This window comes from Flavobacterium sp. GNP010, assembly GCF_056428945.1.
Genome location: NZ_JBWJVK010000006.1, coordinates 1 through 16,972, shown reverse-complemented (window position 1 = coordinate 16,972; position 16,972 = coordinate 1). Strand labels below are relative to the sequence as shown.

General features: G+C 35.3%; 12 protein-coding genes. 7 read left to right on the top strand and 5 right to left on the bottom strand.

Going from position 1 to position 16,972, the window contains the following annotated elements; all coding sequences use genetic code 11:
• The first annotated feature begins 4 nt into the window (after window positions 1-4).
• The 5 genes from AC061C_RS03420 (at window position 5) to AC061C_RS03400 (ending at window position 4,661) form a co-directional block, all read left to right on the top strand.
• Window positions 5-508 (top strand): RNA polymerase sigma factor, encoded by a 504-nt coding sequence (locus tag AC061C_RS03420; protein ID WP_309757597.1) that lies wholly within the window; start codon window positions 5-7, stop codon window positions 506-508.
• The gene (locus tag AC061C_RS03415; RefSeq protein WP_478290044.1) at window positions 498-1,109 is read left to right on the top strand and encodes a hypothetical protein; all 612 of its coding nucleotides are present in this window, start codon (window positions 498-500) and stop codon (window positions 1,107-1,109) included. The genes AC061C_RS03420 and AC061C_RS03415 overlap by 11 nt, the downstream gene beginning before the upstream one ends.
• A gap of 94 nt (window positions 1,110-1,203) precedes the next feature.
• Complete coding sequence (gene bioD, locus AC061C_RS03410) at window positions 1,204-1,821, top strand: dethiobiotin synthase (RefSeq protein WP_478290043.1); 618 nt, start codon at window positions 1,204-1,206, stop codon at window positions 1,819-1,821.
• Window positions 1,822-1,823: 2 nt separating this feature from the next.
• Window positions 1,824-3,128, top strand: a complete 1,305-nt coding sequence (gene bioA, locus AC061C_RS03405) for an adenosylmethionine--8-amino-7-oxononanoate transaminase (protein WP_478290042.1) — start codon at window positions 1,824-1,826, stop codon at window positions 3,126-3,128.
• A gap of 378 nt (window positions 3,129-3,506) precedes the next feature.
• Window positions 3,507-4,661, top strand: a complete 1,155-nt coding sequence (locus tag AC061C_RS03400; RefSeq protein ID WP_478290041.1) for a beta-ketoacyl synthase N-terminal-like domain-containing protein — start codon at window positions 3,507-3,509, stop codon at window positions 4,659-4,661.
• On the opposite strand, the gene AC061C_RS03395 is transcribed toward AC061C_RS03400, so the two are convergent.
• Complete coding sequence (locus tag AC061C_RS03395; protein ID WP_478290040.1) at window positions 4,647-5,117, bottom strand: regulatory protein RecX; 471 nt, start codon at window positions 5,115-5,117, stop codon at window positions 4,647-4,649. The genes AC061C_RS03400 and AC061C_RS03395 overlap by 15 nt on opposite strands.
• Before the next feature lie 472 nt (window positions 5,118-5,589).
• Here AC061C_RS03395 and AC061C_RS03390 point away from each other — a divergent pair, with 472 nt between their 5' ends.
• Together AC061C_RS03390 and AC061C_RS03385 are read left to right on the top strand one after the other, a co-directional pair.
• Complete coding sequence (locus tag AC061C_RS03390) at window positions 5,590-9,744, top strand: RemA C-terminal-like gliding motility protein (RefSeq protein WP_478290039.1); 4,155 nt, start codon at window positions 5,590-5,592, stop codon at window positions 9,742-9,744.
• Between the two features lie 198 nt (window positions 9,745-9,942).
• Window positions 9,943-13,800: a RemA C-terminal-like gliding motility protein gene (locus AC061C_RS03385; protein ID WP_478290038.1), complete on the top strand. Its 3,858-nt coding sequence runs from the start codon at window positions 9,943-9,945 to the stop codon at window positions 13,798-13,800.
• A 64-nt stretch (window positions 13,801-13,864) separates the two neighbouring features.
• Here the strand turns inward: AC061C_RS03385 and bioB are convergent, their stop codons facing one another.
• From bioB to AC061C_RS03365, 4 genes are all read right to left on the bottom strand, one after another.
• A complete protein-coding gene (gene bioB / locus AC061C_RS03380; protein ID WP_099713823.1) occupies window positions 13,865-14,950 on the bottom strand; it encodes a biotin synthase BioB in 1,086 nt (361 codons plus the stop codon).
• A 255-nt stretch (window positions 14,951-15,205) separates the two neighbouring features.
• A complete protein-coding gene (locus AC061C_RS03375; RefSeq protein ID WP_478290037.1) occupies window positions 15,206-15,661 on the bottom strand; it encodes a hypothetical protein in 456 nt (151 codons plus the stop codon).
• A 116-nt stretch (window positions 15,662-15,777) separates the two neighbouring features.
• Complete coding sequence (locus AC061C_RS03370) at window positions 15,778-16,707, bottom strand: bifunctional riboflavin kinase/FAD synthetase (protein ID WP_478290126.1); 930 nt, start codon at window positions 16,705-16,707, stop codon at window positions 15,778-15,780.
• Window positions 16,708-16,805: 98 nt separating this feature from the next.
• The gene (locus AC061C_RS03365; protein WP_478290125.1) at window positions 16,806-16,958 is read right to left on the bottom strand and encodes a T9SS type A sorting domain-containing protein; all 153 of its coding nucleotides are present in this window, start codon (window positions 16,956-16,958) and stop codon (window positions 16,806-16,808) included.
• Window positions 16,959-16,972: the final 14 nt, after the last annotated feature.

The window sequence follows — 16,972 nt, the reverse complement described above, 5'->3', positions numbered from 1 at the left end:
TATTTTGAAGGCAAAAGAACAAGATTTTTTAACACGCATCGAAAAGCATAAAGGAATACTGTACAAGGTTTCCAAAATGTATATGGACAATCATGATGATCAACAGGATTTGTTTCAGGAGATTGTTTGTCAACTTTGGAAATCGTATGATTCGTTTAGGAATGAAAGTCAGTTTTCGACTTGGATGTATCGGGTAGCCATTAATACAGCTATCGTTTTTCTAAAGAAAGAAAAGAGGAAAGTTGATAAATACGAAATAGCATCCGAAAACATTAAAGAAGAAACTGACGATTCAGAAATTAAGGAGAGCCAAATAGAACATTTTTACAAAGCAGTTCAGAAATTAGAAAAAATAGATAAGGCTATCATTTTTTATCAACTGGAGGGTTTTTCGCATAAGGAAATTGGGGATAATTTAGGTATCTCTGAAGGGAATGCAAGAGTTAAATTAAACAGAGCAAAAGAAAAATTAAAAGAAATAATTAAAAATCAAGGATATGGACTTTAACGACATACAATCCGCTTGGAGCAACGATAATTCAGAAAACATTGTACTTCCTAATAATTTAGAAAAATTAAAATCGGCTAATATGCCTATTGATAAGGTTAGAAAAAATTTACGTTTTGAACTTATCATACAAACAATAGCAATGATATGCTTTGGGTTTATTCCAATGGGGCCTCGATTCCCAGCACCAATGATTGCACCGTATTATTTAATTTATGCAATCATGGTCGCTATTAGTATTTATTATTTAGGGAAATTACTTTTCTTTTATAATAGGTTAAATAAAAGTACTCTGAATTCAAAAGATAGTTTATATGAAACTTATTTTGATATACGATTAAATATGGAGTTGTATAAAACATTTACTTTTTCACTTCTTCCTTTTTTTGTGCTATTTTTTGTTGGATATATATATCATAAAATTCCAAAATTTGCCGACCTTCTATCAGGTCAAATACAGCAAAATAAATTGTTTGTACTACTTCTAATTTTAATTTTCGCTATTATTCTTATAGGATTTGTAACAGAAATCTGGGTACAGTCGTTTTACGGGAAATATGCTAAGCAAATCAGAAAAGTATTGGACGAATTAAAAGAATAACTTAGAAAACAGCTTTAATTAGCTGTTTTTTTTTATTAGAAAAGGCTAAGAATTTTGCAAAAAACTTTGCGACCTTTGCAATTAAATATAAATCATGAAACTATTCATCACAGGAATTGGAACCGACGTAGGTAAAACCATTGCATCAGCCATTATTACAGAAGCTTTAGAAGCAGATTATTGGAAACCCATACAAGCTGGCGATTTAGAAAATTCTGATAGTCATAAAGTCAAACTATTTTTGTCTAATGAAAAAACGGTAATTCATCCCAATAGCTATGCTTTGAATACGCCTGCGAGTCCACATTTTGCTGCAGAACGTGATGGAATTACCATTGATTTAACTAAAATTATTGACCCCATAACCGATAATCATTTGGTCGTTGAAGGAGCGGGAGGTGTTTTTGTTCCATTAAATTCAAGTGATTGTGTAATTGATCTGATTCAGCCCGATTATAAAGTAATTGTTGTTTCTCGGCATTATTTAGGAAGTATTAATCATACTCTGTTGACTATTGAAGCTTTGCAAAACAGAAAAATAGCAGTAGCAGGGATTGTTTTCTCCGGAGATGAAAACAAAGCTACAGAAGAAATAATTTTGAGTAAAACGGGTATAAAATGTATTGGAAGAATAGAACAAGAACCCTATTTTGATCAAAATGTAATTAAAGAATATGCTGATTTGTTTCGGGAAAATTTGTTGAATTTATAATTATGAGTAGCACAAACATTCCCCCTTCGGGGGGTAGGGGGCTTACAGAAAGAGATGGCCAATATCTTTGGCATCCGTATACCCAGCATAAAACAGCAGCGTTGCCAATTGCCATTAAAAAAGGTAAAGGAGCTTTGCTTTGGGATGAAAATAATAAAGAATACATTGATGCAATCGCTTCGTGGTGGGTTAATCCTTATGGGCATTCAAATACATTTATTGCTGATGCCATTTACAAGCAGCTGACAACATTAGAACATGTTTTGTTTGGTGGTTTTACACACGAGCCTGCAATTGAAGTAGCCGAGAAGCTGATGGAGATTTTGCCAAAAAACCAACAAAAAATATTCTTCTCTGATAATGGATCAACAGCTGTTGAAGTTGCGATTAAAGTCGCTTTGCAGTATTTCTTCAATAAAGGGCAAAAGAAAACGACAATAATTGCTTTCGAAAATGCTTTTCATGGAGACACTTTTGGAGCAATGGCAGCTAGTGGAATTTCCTTTTTTGTAGAAGCTTTTCAAGGCATGTTTATCGATATAGTTCGGATTCCCGTTCCAGTGAAAGGACAGGAACAGGAAAGTTACGATGCTTTACAATCTATACTAAAAAACAACAATTGCGCGGGTTTTATTTATGAGCCTTTGGTGCAAGGTGCCGCTGGAATGGTAATTTATGAGCCAGAATCATTAGATAAATTGATGCAGATTTGTAAAGAAAATGGCGTTCTTACGATTGCAGACGAAGTGATGACAGGCTTTGGAAAAACCGGAAAAATATTTGCGACAGATTATTTGGTAGAAAAACCAGACATGATGTGCTTGTCTAAAGCATTGACAGGCGGAACCATCCCAATGGCAATTACGACTTTTACACAAGACTTATTTGATGCTTTTTATGATGATGATATAAATAAGGCATTATTTCACGGGCATACTTTTACTGCAAATCCTACGGGTTGCGCGGCAGCATTAGCTAGTTTAGAATTGTTACAAACCAGTGAAATGCAAGCCAATATTGTTCGCGTTAATCATAGTCATTTGGAATTTGAAAAGCGTGTCAAAAATCATCCGCAAGTATCGACAACCCGAGTTTTGGGAGTCATTTTTGCTTTAGAAATTAAAACCGAAAGTACGGCGACTTATTATGGAACATTACGCAACAAGCTCTATGATTTTTTTATCGAAAACGGAGTGATTTTGCGACCTGTCGGGAATATCGTTTACATTTTACCTCCTTATGTCATTACGGAACAGCAGTTGCAAAAAGTATATCAGGTAGTCGAAGAAGCCCTTGATGTAGTTTAAATTTGTAGCTATTCCTGCTATTCGCTACAATCTTTATTGCCTCCTTAAAGAAAGGAGGCAATAAAGGATTTTCACTGCTATCAGGGCTAAAAAGAACCCTGTTTTCAATCAGATACTGCTGTGAAATCTAAACATGTCTCGGACTTGCAAGTCAATATTAGAAATATAAAGTACTCAAAGTAATCTAAAGTTCGCTATTCGGAGGTAAACCTTGCGCACTTTGCGAAAAACTTTGCGACCTTTGTGGGTAAATAAAAAATTATTGCTCAAAGTCACAAAGTGAAAAATTAAGTTTCGCCAAGCTGATTTCTCTTTTTGAATTTTGTGAATCTCTGCGAAAATTCTCTTCGAATCTTTGCGTAATAAAATCCAAACATCTTGTCACAAATAATATCTATTACCGCACTTTCATCAATATCTCCATTAGGAAACGATCCTACTGTAATCTGGCAAAATTATCTCAATGATAAACATTATTTTGTTAAAGAAATAAAAGATAATGCAGCAACATTTATAGCACCACTAAGTGTAGACGCTGTTGATGGAATAGAAGCGCTTAAAATGTCAGATACCAAATATAAATTCCTTGACAAATCGGTTCTTTATGCTATCGAAGTTTCCCGAAAAGCAGTTCAGCAGGCAGGTTGGTCTTCAAATGACGTTTTTGGAATCAACATGGGTTCCTCTCGTGGTGCAACAGATTTATTTGAAAAACACCATCAGGAGTATATAAAAACTGGCAAAGCACAAACTTTGGCTTCTCCAACCACGACTTTGGGAAACATTTCTTCATGGGTTGCCCATGATTTGCAAAGTTCCGGTCCAGAAATTTCACATTCTATTACCTGTTCTACTGCTTTACATGCAGTTCTAAACGGCGTGGCTTGGCTCCGATCCGGAATGGCTGATAAGTTTTTGGTTGGTGGTAGTGAAGCGCCATTAACGGATTTCACGATCGCTCAAATGCGTGCGCTCAAGATTTATTCTCGCAGCGAAGAGGCATATCCTAATCGTGCTTTCGATTTAAACAAAACACAAAGTACGATGATTTTAGGAGAAGGAGCAGGTGTTTGCTGTTTAGAAAACGGAAAAAAAGAAAATGCATTGGCCTTTATCGAAGGTATAGGGTATGCGACAGAAGTTCTGGAACACAATATTTCGATTTCAGCAGAAGCAACTTGCTTTCAAAAATCGATGAAAATGGCTTTAGAAAATACCGATTTATCAGAAGTGGATGTTGTTGTCATGCATGCCCCTGGAACGATAAAAGGTGACATTACAGAATATAAAGCAATTGAGAAAATCTTTGGTACAAGCCTGCCTTTATTGACTACCAATAAGTGGAAAATTGGACACACTTTTGGTGCTTCCGGGATTTTGAGTATGGAACTTGCTATCTTAATGATGCAACACAATACGTTTATTGGAGTTCCTTTTGCGGAGGCACAAAAACAAACGAAACCAATTAGAAAAGTATTGATCAATGCAGTAGGTTTTGGAGGTAATGCGGTGAGTGTTTTACTGTCGCTCTAGTTCTTTTGCCTTGTCATAAATCAAGTTGCTTTCAAACCCTTTTCGGAGTAAGTAATCACAGAATTTTTTTCTCTTTTTTTGAAGATTAGTTTCTTTGATGCTGTCCCAATTCCGTAGAGCTATTTTATCAAAAGTGTCTAAATATTCCTCATTTGAAATTTCTTTTAGCGCTAGATTGATGTTGTATTGGCCTATGTTACGGAATTTGAGTTCGTTTACAATTCTGATTTTCCCCCAAAATTTAATGCGATGCTTTCCTCTAGCAAAACTGCACGCAAAGCGACTCTCGTTCAAGAAATTATCTTGTATGAGTTTGACAATAATGGTGTCAATTTCATCAGTATCCATTTTCATAGTTCGTAGTTTTTGAACCACTTCGTCATGGCATCGTTCCTGATAGGCGCAATAATGCTCTATTTTTTTTAAAGCCTCCTGAACAGAAAAAACATCTTTCATAGTTAAGATTTTTAATAAAAGAGCAAAAATGCAACAATAGGACCTAATAACCTATTGGAGGAGTTTTTTTGAAAAGTAACATTGTCTGATTGACGATGGTTAATAAAGATTTGATTAGAGTATAAACTGGTGATAAACAAATATTAACGATAGCGATTCAAATCCAAATTTGATTGGTAAAATTATTCGTAAATCACGCTAAGATCAAACCAATTTTCAAATCCTTTTAATGTTATTTATCAGTATTTTTTTATTAAAACTTAAAATTTATTATTTGGATAAAGCTAATTGCATAGAAGTTTTTAATAAGTCATTCTGTATGGTGGTTATTGTGTGCTTCATCGTTAAAAAAAGTAGTACATCGATTAATTTGTTTTTAAATTAAAATATGTTGCTATTTTGTATGTATTTATAAAATCTGAAATACTACGCCTAAATATAAAATATGATTACCCTCTCATAACCCTCTGATATGAATAAAAAATTACTTTTATTAATAATCGGTTTAATGTGTTTTTCATCGAGTTATTCACAATGTGCATTTACGGGAACACCGCTTACATCTGTGGGCACATATACTTTCCCGTCATGTATTGGAACACCTATAAATACTGCAAATGTAAGTGCTGGTCAATATGCTTTAGTAAATGTGTTGCTAGGATCTACTTATCGCTTTACTATTGGAAATCTTTTTTCGAACAATGAAAACATAACAATTCTTAATGCCGCTAATGATTCGAGTCTTGCGGGAGGTTTTATTTCAGGTGCATCAGGTGTATCGATTTTGAACTGGGTATCACCAATTACAGGGCAAATAAAAGTGCTTGTGTCTAGGGGGGCCTGTGTTAATGACAATACTGTTGATACAGCAGGATCAATATCGATGTTTGAAGTTATAAGAGGAAATGCTACAGATGATCAAACAGCTTTGGGTGTAAATCAGTGGATAGGACATGTTTATAATTATAGTGGAGGAGGTAGTCCTGGAGGCTTTCCATCACCAAATCCTTTATCTACAAATACGGTTCCTTTTACAAATGCAAATTATGAAGGATTTTTTACAGTTCCTTCGGAAACAATTAGTGCTACTTTTGGTGGTAATACAGCTTGTTTGCCCATTACAAAGAATAGTTCTTCTGGAACTTCAATCTACACGGAGTCATTTGCAGTTAGATATCGTATGAGATCTACCAGAACAGCTGGTTGTTACGTTTTGAATGTCAATGGTGATGATGGAGTGCGCGTTTATGTTGACGGCGTGCGCGTTTTCGATCGTTGGGTAGAGCAAGGGAATACTTCATATTGCAACAATTTGATAAATCTAACAGGTAATAGTGTTATAGTTTTAGATTATTATGAAAATGCTGGAGGGAATGTTTTAGGTTTTAGTTTAACTCCCTTTGATGGTTCAGGTAATACTATTTCTAGTGCACCCAATGTGGCTTTGTGTTCGAATGGAACTACTACTATAATAGGTTCAAATCTTATTAGTTGTAACGCAAACACTAATACCGCTTATCAGTGGCAATCATCAACGGATAATACAATTTTTTCTAATATTTCGGGGGCTACAGCTCGAGACTACACTGTGCCGGCAGTTGCTGTTGGTGCAGGTGCTCCCAATAATGTGCGCTATTTTAGAAGAATTTTTAGGCCTACAACATTAGGTTCTGGAACATGCGAATTTTTTACAAGCGCAGTAACTGTAGCAACTAGTAATGGTATACCTGCTATTCCCGATACTATTACTGGTTCGGCCAATCAATGTAAGGTTGCAACCGGGTCTTTTAGTATTGCTCCAGTAACTAATGCAACAAGCTATACTTGGACCACTAGCGCTACAGGCTGGGTAATTACTCCAGCTGGAAACGGTTTGTCAGTTGCCGTAACGTTTACATCCACTGCAACAGCAGGAGATTTACAAGTAGCAGCTGTGAATGGATGTGGTAGCAGTGCCATTAGAACTTTGCCTGTACAAGTATTCGATTTGCCAACTAATGCAAGTATTTCAGGAACTGCTTCGGTATGCGTTGGGGCAACAGCTCCAGTTGTTACAATTTCAAATCCACAAGCATATAATGTGAATGTGACATACAATATCAATGGAGGAACAAATGTCGTGGTTCCGGTAGGGGCAAATGCATCAGTCAACATAACGATTTCAACTGCAACAACAGGGAATTTTGTTTATAATCTTGTGAATGTATCAAATCCAAGTTCTACAAATTGCTCGACAAACTTAACTGGTAGTGCAACCATCACAGTGGGAACAGCAATAGGAGATCAAGTATCGTATGGTAATAATTCTTGGATAGGGTATGTCTATCCAGGTGCAAATCCAGAAAATAGTAACTTTAGTACGAATTTTGTAGGTAGCATTTCTCAATTAGAAACATTTGACTTAAATCTTGCTAATGCTTCTATTTCGGGGACAGGTATATGTGGTTCTTATGCGGATAATTATGCTGTCCGTTTTAAAATGAATAGGAATTTGCCAGCAGGATGCTATACTTTTACCGTAGGTGCCGATGATGGGTATCGTTTAAGTTTAGATGGGGGTGCTACATATGTTATAAATGACTGGACTATACATGCATATCAAGAACTAACTTATTCAGTTTATCTTAGTGGGAATACCAATTTTGTTTTAGAGTATTTTGAAGCTGCGGGTCAGGCAAGAGTTCGGTTTTCGTCATCTTTCGTGCCTCTAGAAAAACCTATTGTAGCAACAACGGTTCAGCCAAATTGCATTACTACATCAGGAAGTGTTCGATTAACTGGTTTGCCTTCTGGTTCTTGGACAATAGTTAGAAGTGGCTCGTCAAGCGAATCAATTACTGGTACAGGATCAGAAACAACTATTACCGGTCTAGCACCTGGAACCTACGCCTTTGCTATAACAAGTGGGACTTGTACCTCTACGCCTACAGGAAATGTGATAATTGATCCCGTAATTACTACAACCTATTCAGGATCTACTTGGTCAGTGACACCTACTATTGATATGCTAGGTATTATAAACTCTAATACAGCCATAGCTACTAATGTGGAGCTTTGCAATTGTACGGTCAACACAGGTGTTGTTGCAACAGTTGCATCAGGAGTTACGCTTAAACTTCAAGATAAGCTTACTGTAAATGGGTCTGGTACATTAACATTTGAAGACGATGCAAGTCTAGTACAAATTAATAATGTTGTTAATATAGGGAATATCAATTACAAAAGGCTTACAACCCCAATACGAAATACAGATTATACCTATTGGTCTTCACCTGTATTAGGATTTACATTAGGTGGTGTTTCACCCAGAACATTAAATGGTAAATTTTATTCTTACGAAGTTGCGGCAGGATCAGAAGACTGGAAACAAGAATCATCTGCAACTATTATGTCAGAAGGGAAAGGATATATAATCAGAGGGCCAGAAACAACAATTACAAGTTTACCATGGCCTCCAGGTCCTTATCTTGCTACTTTTAATGGTGTTCCAAATAATGGAAACTATTCGCTATCAGGTATTTTTCCTGATAAATCCTATCTAATAGGAAATCCTTATCCATCAGCATTGGATGCTAATAAATTTTTAACTGACAATGCAGGAGTATTAGACGGAACTCTTTATTTCTGGACGCACAATACATCTATTGGTATAGGAGTATCTAATCCAGGTTCAGGAACCTTTGCTTATTCAGGCGATGACTATGCGTCGTACAATCTTACAGGAGGAACAGCAACTGCCGCTGCACCCAGCGATGCAGATAAAACAGCTACTAATCCGAATATCCCAACGGGTAAAATCGCAGCAGGACAATCCTTTTTTGCCAGTAGTAAAGTTTCTATCACAGGAAGTTCTATCTTGTTTGACAATAGTATGAGAGTAGGTGTGGGAGCAATTTCAGGTACGAATTCTCAGTTTTTTAGAACAACTAAAAATGCCAAAACAGCATCAGCTGTTGAACAAAATAGGGTTTGGCTTAATTTATTTAACAATGAAGGTGCTTTTAAACAGGCTTTAGTGGGTTATGTGACAGGAGCAACAAATAACTTTGATAATGGATATGATGGTGAAACGTATGATGCAAATGAATTTGTAGACTTTTACAGTGTTAATCAAGAGAAAAACCTTGTAATTCAAGGTAGAGCATTGCCTTTTGACGAAAATGACGAAGTGCAGTTAGGTTTTAGGTCTTCTGTAGCAGGAAACTTTAACATCGGAATCGATCAAACGGATGGAATATTAAAAACGCAAAATATATTTGTTGAGGATAAAGTACTAAATATTGTCCATGATTTAAAAATAGCACCTTACGCTTTTACCACTCAGGCAGGTACTTTTAACGATCGTTTTGTATTGCGTTTTACTCAAAAGACATTAGGGATTGATGGCGTATCGCCGCTTGAAAATGCTATTATTATATCAAAATATAAAAATGAATTGAAAATAAAATCAGAAACTGAATCTATAGAACGAATCACAATTTTTGATATACTTGGAAGAAAAATTTTCGATAAACAAAGTATTAACAGTGCCGAATATCGTATCGTAAATAATAATATTACACAACAAATCCTGATTGTAAAAGTAGTTTTAGGGGATGGAAATGTAATTACTAAAAAAATTATGTAAAAGCTTACTTTGATCATTAGTAAAATAGATATGTTAACCCAACTTGATTTCATTTAAGTTGGGTTTTTTTTTGTAAATATCACTAAATGTGGGTATTGCACAATAATTTTATTGTCTCTAATTTAGGACTTTATAAATCAAAGCTTAAATTTTATGGGTAGAAAAGTCCCGTAATAATGGCATAAAGTTCCTCTAAATTTGAAAATAGTTTTAGTATTTCTTATCATAGTATTTGGTTTCCCCCTTCAAAATAAGACGTATTCCCAGCAAGGAAAATCTGACTCCACATTTAACGTTTATGATGATGGTTTGCAAGGGGATGGTTTTGATAATACCGTTAGAACAGTTTCGGTACAATCCGATAGTAAATTGATTGTAGGGGGCGATTATCTCAATTTTAACGGAACTGCAACTCCTTATTTATGTCGATTGTTTCAAGACGGGAGTAAAGACACCTTTTTTAATTTAGGGACTAGTTTTAATGGTAAAGTGTATTGTTCTTTACTACAGCCAGACGGGAAAATACTTTTAGGAGGTGCATTTACTAGCTTTAATGGTGTGGCTGCAAACCGATTAATTCGACTGAATAATGACGGATCAATTGACGCATCTTTCAATACTCAGATAGCCGCCAGTAGTGGGATAGTGTATAGTTTAGCTTTGCAATCAAACGGGAGCATCATTGTTGCAGGGAGTTTTACAAAATACAACGGAGTTACTGCTAATCGTGTTGTTAGGTTATTACCTAGCGGCACTGTAGATACTGATTTCGTAATAGGATTAGGTGCTAGTGGTGTTGTAGAAGAAGTCCAGATACAACCGGATGGCAAAATCATTCTTTCAGGATCTTTTGACTTTTTTAACGGAATAAGTAATAGTAAAATAATTAGACTAAATGCCGATGGTAGTCCAGATCTTTCATTTTCAACAGGTTTGGGCTTCAACGCTTCAGTGTCAGCTCTTGCGATACAGCCAGATGGAAAAATTATTGCGGGTGGGGATTTTGTAAGTTATAACGGAAATACAGCTAATAAAATTATTCGCCTAAATACGGACGGTTCAATTGATGGAACTTTCGTTTTAGGTTTGGGATTTAGTTCGGGTGTAGTTGAGGTTATTAAATTAAATGCAGTTGGATTTATTGCGGTTGGAGGTTCTTTTACAGGCACTTATAACGGAGTTGATGTTAATAGAATGATCGTTTTAAATCCGTTAGGAATCATGGATCCCTTATTTGATATTGGGGCTGGTCCATTTTCTGCATCAGTGTTGGATCTTGCAATTGCAGGAGATAGTTCTTGGTATATAGCAGGTTCTTTCTCTGTTTTCGATTCGCAAAATCAAGGACGTTTGGCTAAAGTTGATCCATTCGGAGCTTTAGATATTGCATTTCTCACTGCTGGAGTAGGTTTTGACAATTCGGTTTTGAAGGTGCTGGCATTATCCGATAATAAAACGATGGCATTTGGTAATTTTACTAAATTTAATGGTATCTTTTGTAACAGAATAGCACGATTGGCGGATGATGGTTCAATCGATTCTACATTTAATAGTGGTGGTATTGGTGCAAATAATACTGTTCGAAGTGCCCTTTTGCAACCAGACAATAAAGTTGTTATCGCTGGAACTTTCACATCTTACAACGGTTTACTTGCTAATAGAATAGCAAGAGTTTTGTCTACTGGGATGTTAGATCCAAGCTTTATAACTGGAATTGGGGCTAATAATATTATTTATGCACTTGAATTACAACCTGATGGTAAAATAATTATAGCAGGAAATTTTACAAGCTACAATGGAATAGCAGTGAATAGAATTGCCCGATTATTGCCCGATGGAAGTATTGACCTTACTTTTAACACAGGTCTAGGAGCAGATGCAATTGTCGAAGCCATAGTGCTTCAGCCAGACGGAAAAATAGTGTTGTGTGGCCGTTTCACAACCTTTAATACTTATTCATTTAATCGAATAGTTCGCTTAAATTCAGATGGAAGTATTGATTCTAGTTTTTCGATAGGCAGTGGTTTTGATAAAAATGTATATGCTTTAGCTTTCCAATCTGATAATAAATTGATTGTTGGAGGGGCATTTTTAACGTATAAAGGTCTCTCCGCAAAGAGAATCCTGAGACTAAATGGCGACGGAAGTTTAGATGTAACTTTCAATTCTGGTACTGGTCTTAGTAGTGGTGACGTGAGATGTATTTTGGTTCAACCCGATGATCGGATGTTAGTAGGAGGTACTTTCTCTGGAACGTTTAATGGTTTTGCTGTAAAACGAATGCTAAGATTACTCTCATCTGGAGTTTATGATCCAACCTTTTTAGTAAATTTAAACGGCTCGTTGTATAGTGCTTGTTTTACGGTAAATCATAAAGTAATTATCGGGGGAAGTTTCAATTCTGTTTCTGGCATAACAAAGCATAGGGTAGCCCGTATTAAATTGTGTACCAATAGTTCTATATGGAACGGAATAGCTTGGGGTAACGGATTGCCATCAGAAGAAAGAACACTTATTTTTAATGCTAGTTACACACCTATTTCCACTATAAATGCATGTTCATGTTCTATTAGTTCAGGAAATACAGTGACTGTAGCAAATGGAAATACTTTGGGTTTAGTTTTTGATTATTCTGGTGCGGGTACCTTGATTTTAGAAAACAATGCGGCACTTTATCAGTCAGAAGATCAAGTTATCAATACGGGGATTATTCTGCTAAAGCGAAAAACGACACCAATCCTGAAAACGGATTATACCTATTGGTCTACTCCTGTTGTAAATCAAAAATTGATTGATGTTTCACCCAATACACGTTTAGATAAGTTTTATTCATTTAATGCGGGATTAGATTCTTGGTTAAGTGAGGATGCAAATGCCGTAATGACACTAGGAAAAGGATATATTATACGTGGCCCAGAATCTTTTTCGGTTTCAGTTACTGCCATTCACGAAGCGGTATTTACCGGAGTTCCGAATAACGGGCTGGTGACCGTGCCTATTGGCGCTTCAGGTACGTCGAATCTAGTTGGAAATCCTTATCCCTCAGCTCTTGATGCCAATTTATTTTTAATTGAAAACAGTGTCAATTTAGATGGAACCATATACCTCTGGACACATAATACTGCTATAACTAATAATTTATATACTTCGGATGATTATGCAACATATAATCTGCTGGGAGGTGTTGGTACGAATGCAGCGTTGAGTTCAGGTGTGAGTACTTCAAAACCGGACGGGAATATAGCCTCTGGCCAATCTTTTTTTGTTACAAGTATAAATAATACTGGTGACTTAAAGTTTAATAATTCCATGCGGCTATTTGGACAGAATTCTAGTTTTTTTAGATTTAATGGGGACAAGAAAGCAAAACAAAATGAGGTTGAGAAGCATCGAATTTGGTTGAATTTATTTAATAATCAAGGCGCTTTTAAGCAAATATTAGTGGGTTACGCAAATAGAGCAACAAATGGATTAGATGCCTCATTTGATGGAGAAAGTTTTAATGGTAACCAATATTTAGATTTTTACAGCATTGTTAAAGATAAATATTTAGCAATTCAAGGCAGGGCTTTGCCTTTTGCTGCAACAGATGAAATAAAATTAGGATATTCTACAACCATAGCGGGTTCATTTACAATTAAAATAGATCAAACCGATGCGTTTTTTTCGAGCCAAAATGTTTTTATCGAAGATAAATTTAATAATACTAGTGTTAATTTAAAAAACGAAAATTTCACTTTTACTACTGCAGTTGGAGTTTTTAATGAACGTTTTGTTTTGCGTTTTACTGATAAGACTTTAGCATTGAATGATCTCGTAAAAGACAATGAATCAGTTGTAGTGTTTCGTAAAAACGAGCAGTTGATCATACATTCTAAAAAAGAAAATATCTATTCAATTGCAATACATGATTTGGCGGGACGAAAAATGTTCGCTAAAAACAATATAAATGAAATGGATTTTTTGGTTTCTACCGTAAAAGCTAAAAATCAAGTAGTTTTGGTAACAATACTTCTTCAAAATGGTCTGTCAATGGTTCGGAAGGTAATTTATTAATTTGACTTCATAAAAAAACCACCTGTTTTAAACAGATGGTTTGTATGATAAAGGGACTCTAAATTTATTTTTCTTTGCCAGATGCTTCAAGATTTCGTTCAATTGTATGTCCTGGTCTTGACCATTTTGGTTTTTCACCTAATGGGGCAAATTGAGAGTCTTCAGCTTCAACGGTTTGTGGTTGAGAGACTTTTGTGAAAGGTTTTTGTGGATTCAAACCTAACATTTCAAACATTTTCATGTCTTCATTTACATCAGGATTTGGTGTAGTCAATAATTTATCTCCTGCAAAAATAGAATTTGCACCAGCAAAAAAGCACATAGCTTGCCCCTCACGACTCATGTTCATTCTCCCGGCTGATAAACGCACTTGAGTTTCTGGCATGATGATTCTTGTGGTCGCTACCATTCGTATCATTTCCCAAATTTCAACTGGTTTTTCCTCTTCCATAGGAGTGCCCTCCACGGCAACCAAAGCATTAATTGGTACTGATTCAGGTTGTGGGTTCAAAGTAGAAAGTGCTACCAGCATTCCGGCTCTGTCTTCGATACTTTCACCCATGCCAATTATTCCTCCGCTGCATACAGTAACATTCGTTTTACGAACATTTTCTATAGTTTGCAAACGGTCTTCAAATCCGCGTGTTGAAATCACTTCTTTATAATACTCTTCTGAGGTGTCTAAATTATGGTTGTAGGCATACAATCCTGCTTCCGCTAATCGGTGTGCTTGATTTTCAGTTATCATTCCTAGAGTACAGCACACTTCCATGTCCAGTTTGTTTATGGTACGAACCATTTCAAGCACTTGGTCAAATTCGGGGCCATCTTTTACGTTTCTCCACGCTGCTCCCATACATACACGTGAGGAGCCACTGGATTTTGCTCGTAAAGCTTGTGCTTTTACTTGACTAACAGACATTAAATCATTTCCTTCAATTTCAGTATGGTAACGCGCTGCTTGTGGACAATAACCGCAGTCCTCAGGGCATCCGCCTGTTTTTATGGATAACAAGGTCGAGACTTGAACCACGTTTGGATCGTGGTGTTCTCTATGGATTGAAGCTGCTTCAAAAAGCAAATCCATCATGGGTTTATTGTAAATGGCGATAATTTCGTCCTTCGTCCAATTGTGTTTTGTAATACTCATCGATGCACTTTTTTAGTGTCCCAAAAGTAGTTAAATTGTTCTAAAGAAGCAATGCAATACCATTGAAAAGGAATTTAAGTGCTATTTTAGTTGAGGTTTGGTATTTTAGAAATCACATGATTAGTCGGCACCTAATTTTTTAATTTCTAATTCTCCTCTTCTGTTATTCACGGTTTAGTATTTACCAACGGAACTGTGAACGATAATTTAATGTGACGGAGGTGTTTTAAATATTATTTGCTAACACTAATTTTTTTAAGATTTGTTTCCATGTTTGTCAGAGGAATAGCGAGTATCCCAATATAAAAGTAGCATGAAAGTTACTATTATTGCTGAGCTAATTCCTTCAAATAACAAAGAGATAGAATACGTCATTACAGATGGTTCACCACCAAACAAAAACGTTTTAGATAATGATCCAATATATTTTTCTCCACCTTTCGCAAAACTATATGCAACTAAGGCGGCTATGCTCAAGATAACACCTATCAAAGATGTTGCTAATGCAGATACAGAATTACTCGCTAAATTAGTTTTTCCTTCTGCAAAATTAGATTTAAGAGTTCTATTAGTACCATAAAAAATAAAAAGCACGTTAAAAACACGAAGAATATAAATATCAGCTAGGCCCAAAAGTTCCATGATTAAGAAATAGATTCCAATTCCTAGTATTATAATGATTCCGTTTAGTAGTTCTTTGGGTAGTTTCATAACAAGCATTTTTAAAAGTTGAAAAAGAATTTTTTTTGAATAAAAAATGTATTATTTTCAAATTTAAAGAAAAAAAGGTAATGTTTTATGAAAATTAAGAAAGATTTTATACTTAATTAAAACTTGTTCAAGTAGCTTAATGCTGCTTTTTTGTCTTTTTGGAGTTGTGCTTTTAGAAGCGCTATCGAGTCGAATTTTTGTTCTGTACGCAATCGATGCAAAACAGAAACACTGATTTTTTGATTGTATAGATCAGCGTTAAAATCAAAATAATGAATTTCTATTGTTTGAGTTTCGCCCTTTACTGTTGGGTTAAACCCGATGTTCATCATTCCAAATACGATTTGCTCATTGATGGTGCTTTTTACAATGTAAACACCATTTTGTGGTATTAATTTATAGTCTTCTGCGATCTCTAAATTAGCAGTTGGAAAATCTATGGTTCTTCCCAGCTTTTTGCCTTGAATAATATTTCCTGTTAGAAAATAATCATAACCTAAGTAATCATTTGCTAGATCCATATCGCCGGCAGTCAAAGCATTTCTGATCTTTGTAGAACTCACAGAAATATCATTTATTTCTTGAACGGATATTTGTTCTACTTCAAAACCATATTCTTTACCATAGCCAATAAGATCATCAATATTTGCTGTTCTATTTCTTCCAAATCTGTGATCGTGACCAATAATTATTTTTTGGATCCGAAAGCGGTTTACTAGAATGTTTAGTACAAATTCTTCAGCGGTTAGTCTCGAAAACGCTTCGTCAAACGGATGTATGACTAGATTTTCTATGCCGATTTGTTCTAACAAATCAATTTTTTCGTCAATTGTATTGAGCAACTTAATATCAGAATGTTCTTGAAGTACCATTCTAGGATGCGGAAAAAAAGTAAGGACCAAACTTTCGTATTTTTGATTTTCCGTATTTTTGGTTATTTTTTTTAGGATTTTTTTATGCCCAATATGTACTCCATCAAAAGTGCCTAAGGTTAATATTGTTTTTTTTGTGGAGTTGAAATCGTTTATAGAGTGAAAAATCTTCAAAGCAAGTGTTTTATAATGGTACAAATTTAAGGTATCCATTTGATAAAACTAAAAAAGGACCGAAAACTTCAATCCTTTTTTAGTTCATTTTATGTTATTTATTTTTTAATAAACCGAATTGTTTTAGTTTCGGATTGATTTTTTGTTAGTTTTAAAAAATAGATCCCTTGTGTTAGATTGGAAACATTGATACTAAGGTCAGCCTCTGAGTCTATTTTTTTAGCTTTTATAATTTGACCTAAAGTGTTAATGATGGTATAGTTCT

Bases quoted from the DNA above. Each gene is read 5' to 3' on its own strand.
- AC061C_RS03415 (WP_478290044.1), top strand. From the start codon at position 498: ATGGACTTTAACGACATACAATCCGCTTGGAGCAACGATAATTCAGAA.
- bioD (WP_478290043.1), top strand. From the start codon at position 1,204: ATGAAACTATTCATCACAGGAATTGGAACCGACGTAGGTAAAACCATT.
- bioA (WP_478290042.1), top strand. From the start codon at position 1,824: ATGAGTAGCACAAACATTCCCCCTTCGGGGGGTAGGGGGCTTACAGAA.
- AC061C_RS03395 (WP_478290040.1), bottom strand. From the start codon at position 5,117: ATGAAAGATGTTTTTTCTGTTCAGGAGGCTTTAAAAAAAATAGAGCAT.
- AC061C_RS03390 (WP_478290039.1), top strand. From the start codon at position 5,590: ATGAATAAAAAATTACTTTTATTAATAATCGGTTTAATGTGTTTTTCA.
- bioB (WP_099713823.1), bottom strand. From the start codon at position 14,950: ATGAGTATTACAAAACACAATTGGACGAAGGACGAAATTATCGCCATT.
- AC061C_RS03375 (WP_478290037.1), bottom strand. From the start codon at position 15,661: ATGAAACTACCCAAAGAACTACTAAACGGAATCATTATAATACTAGGA.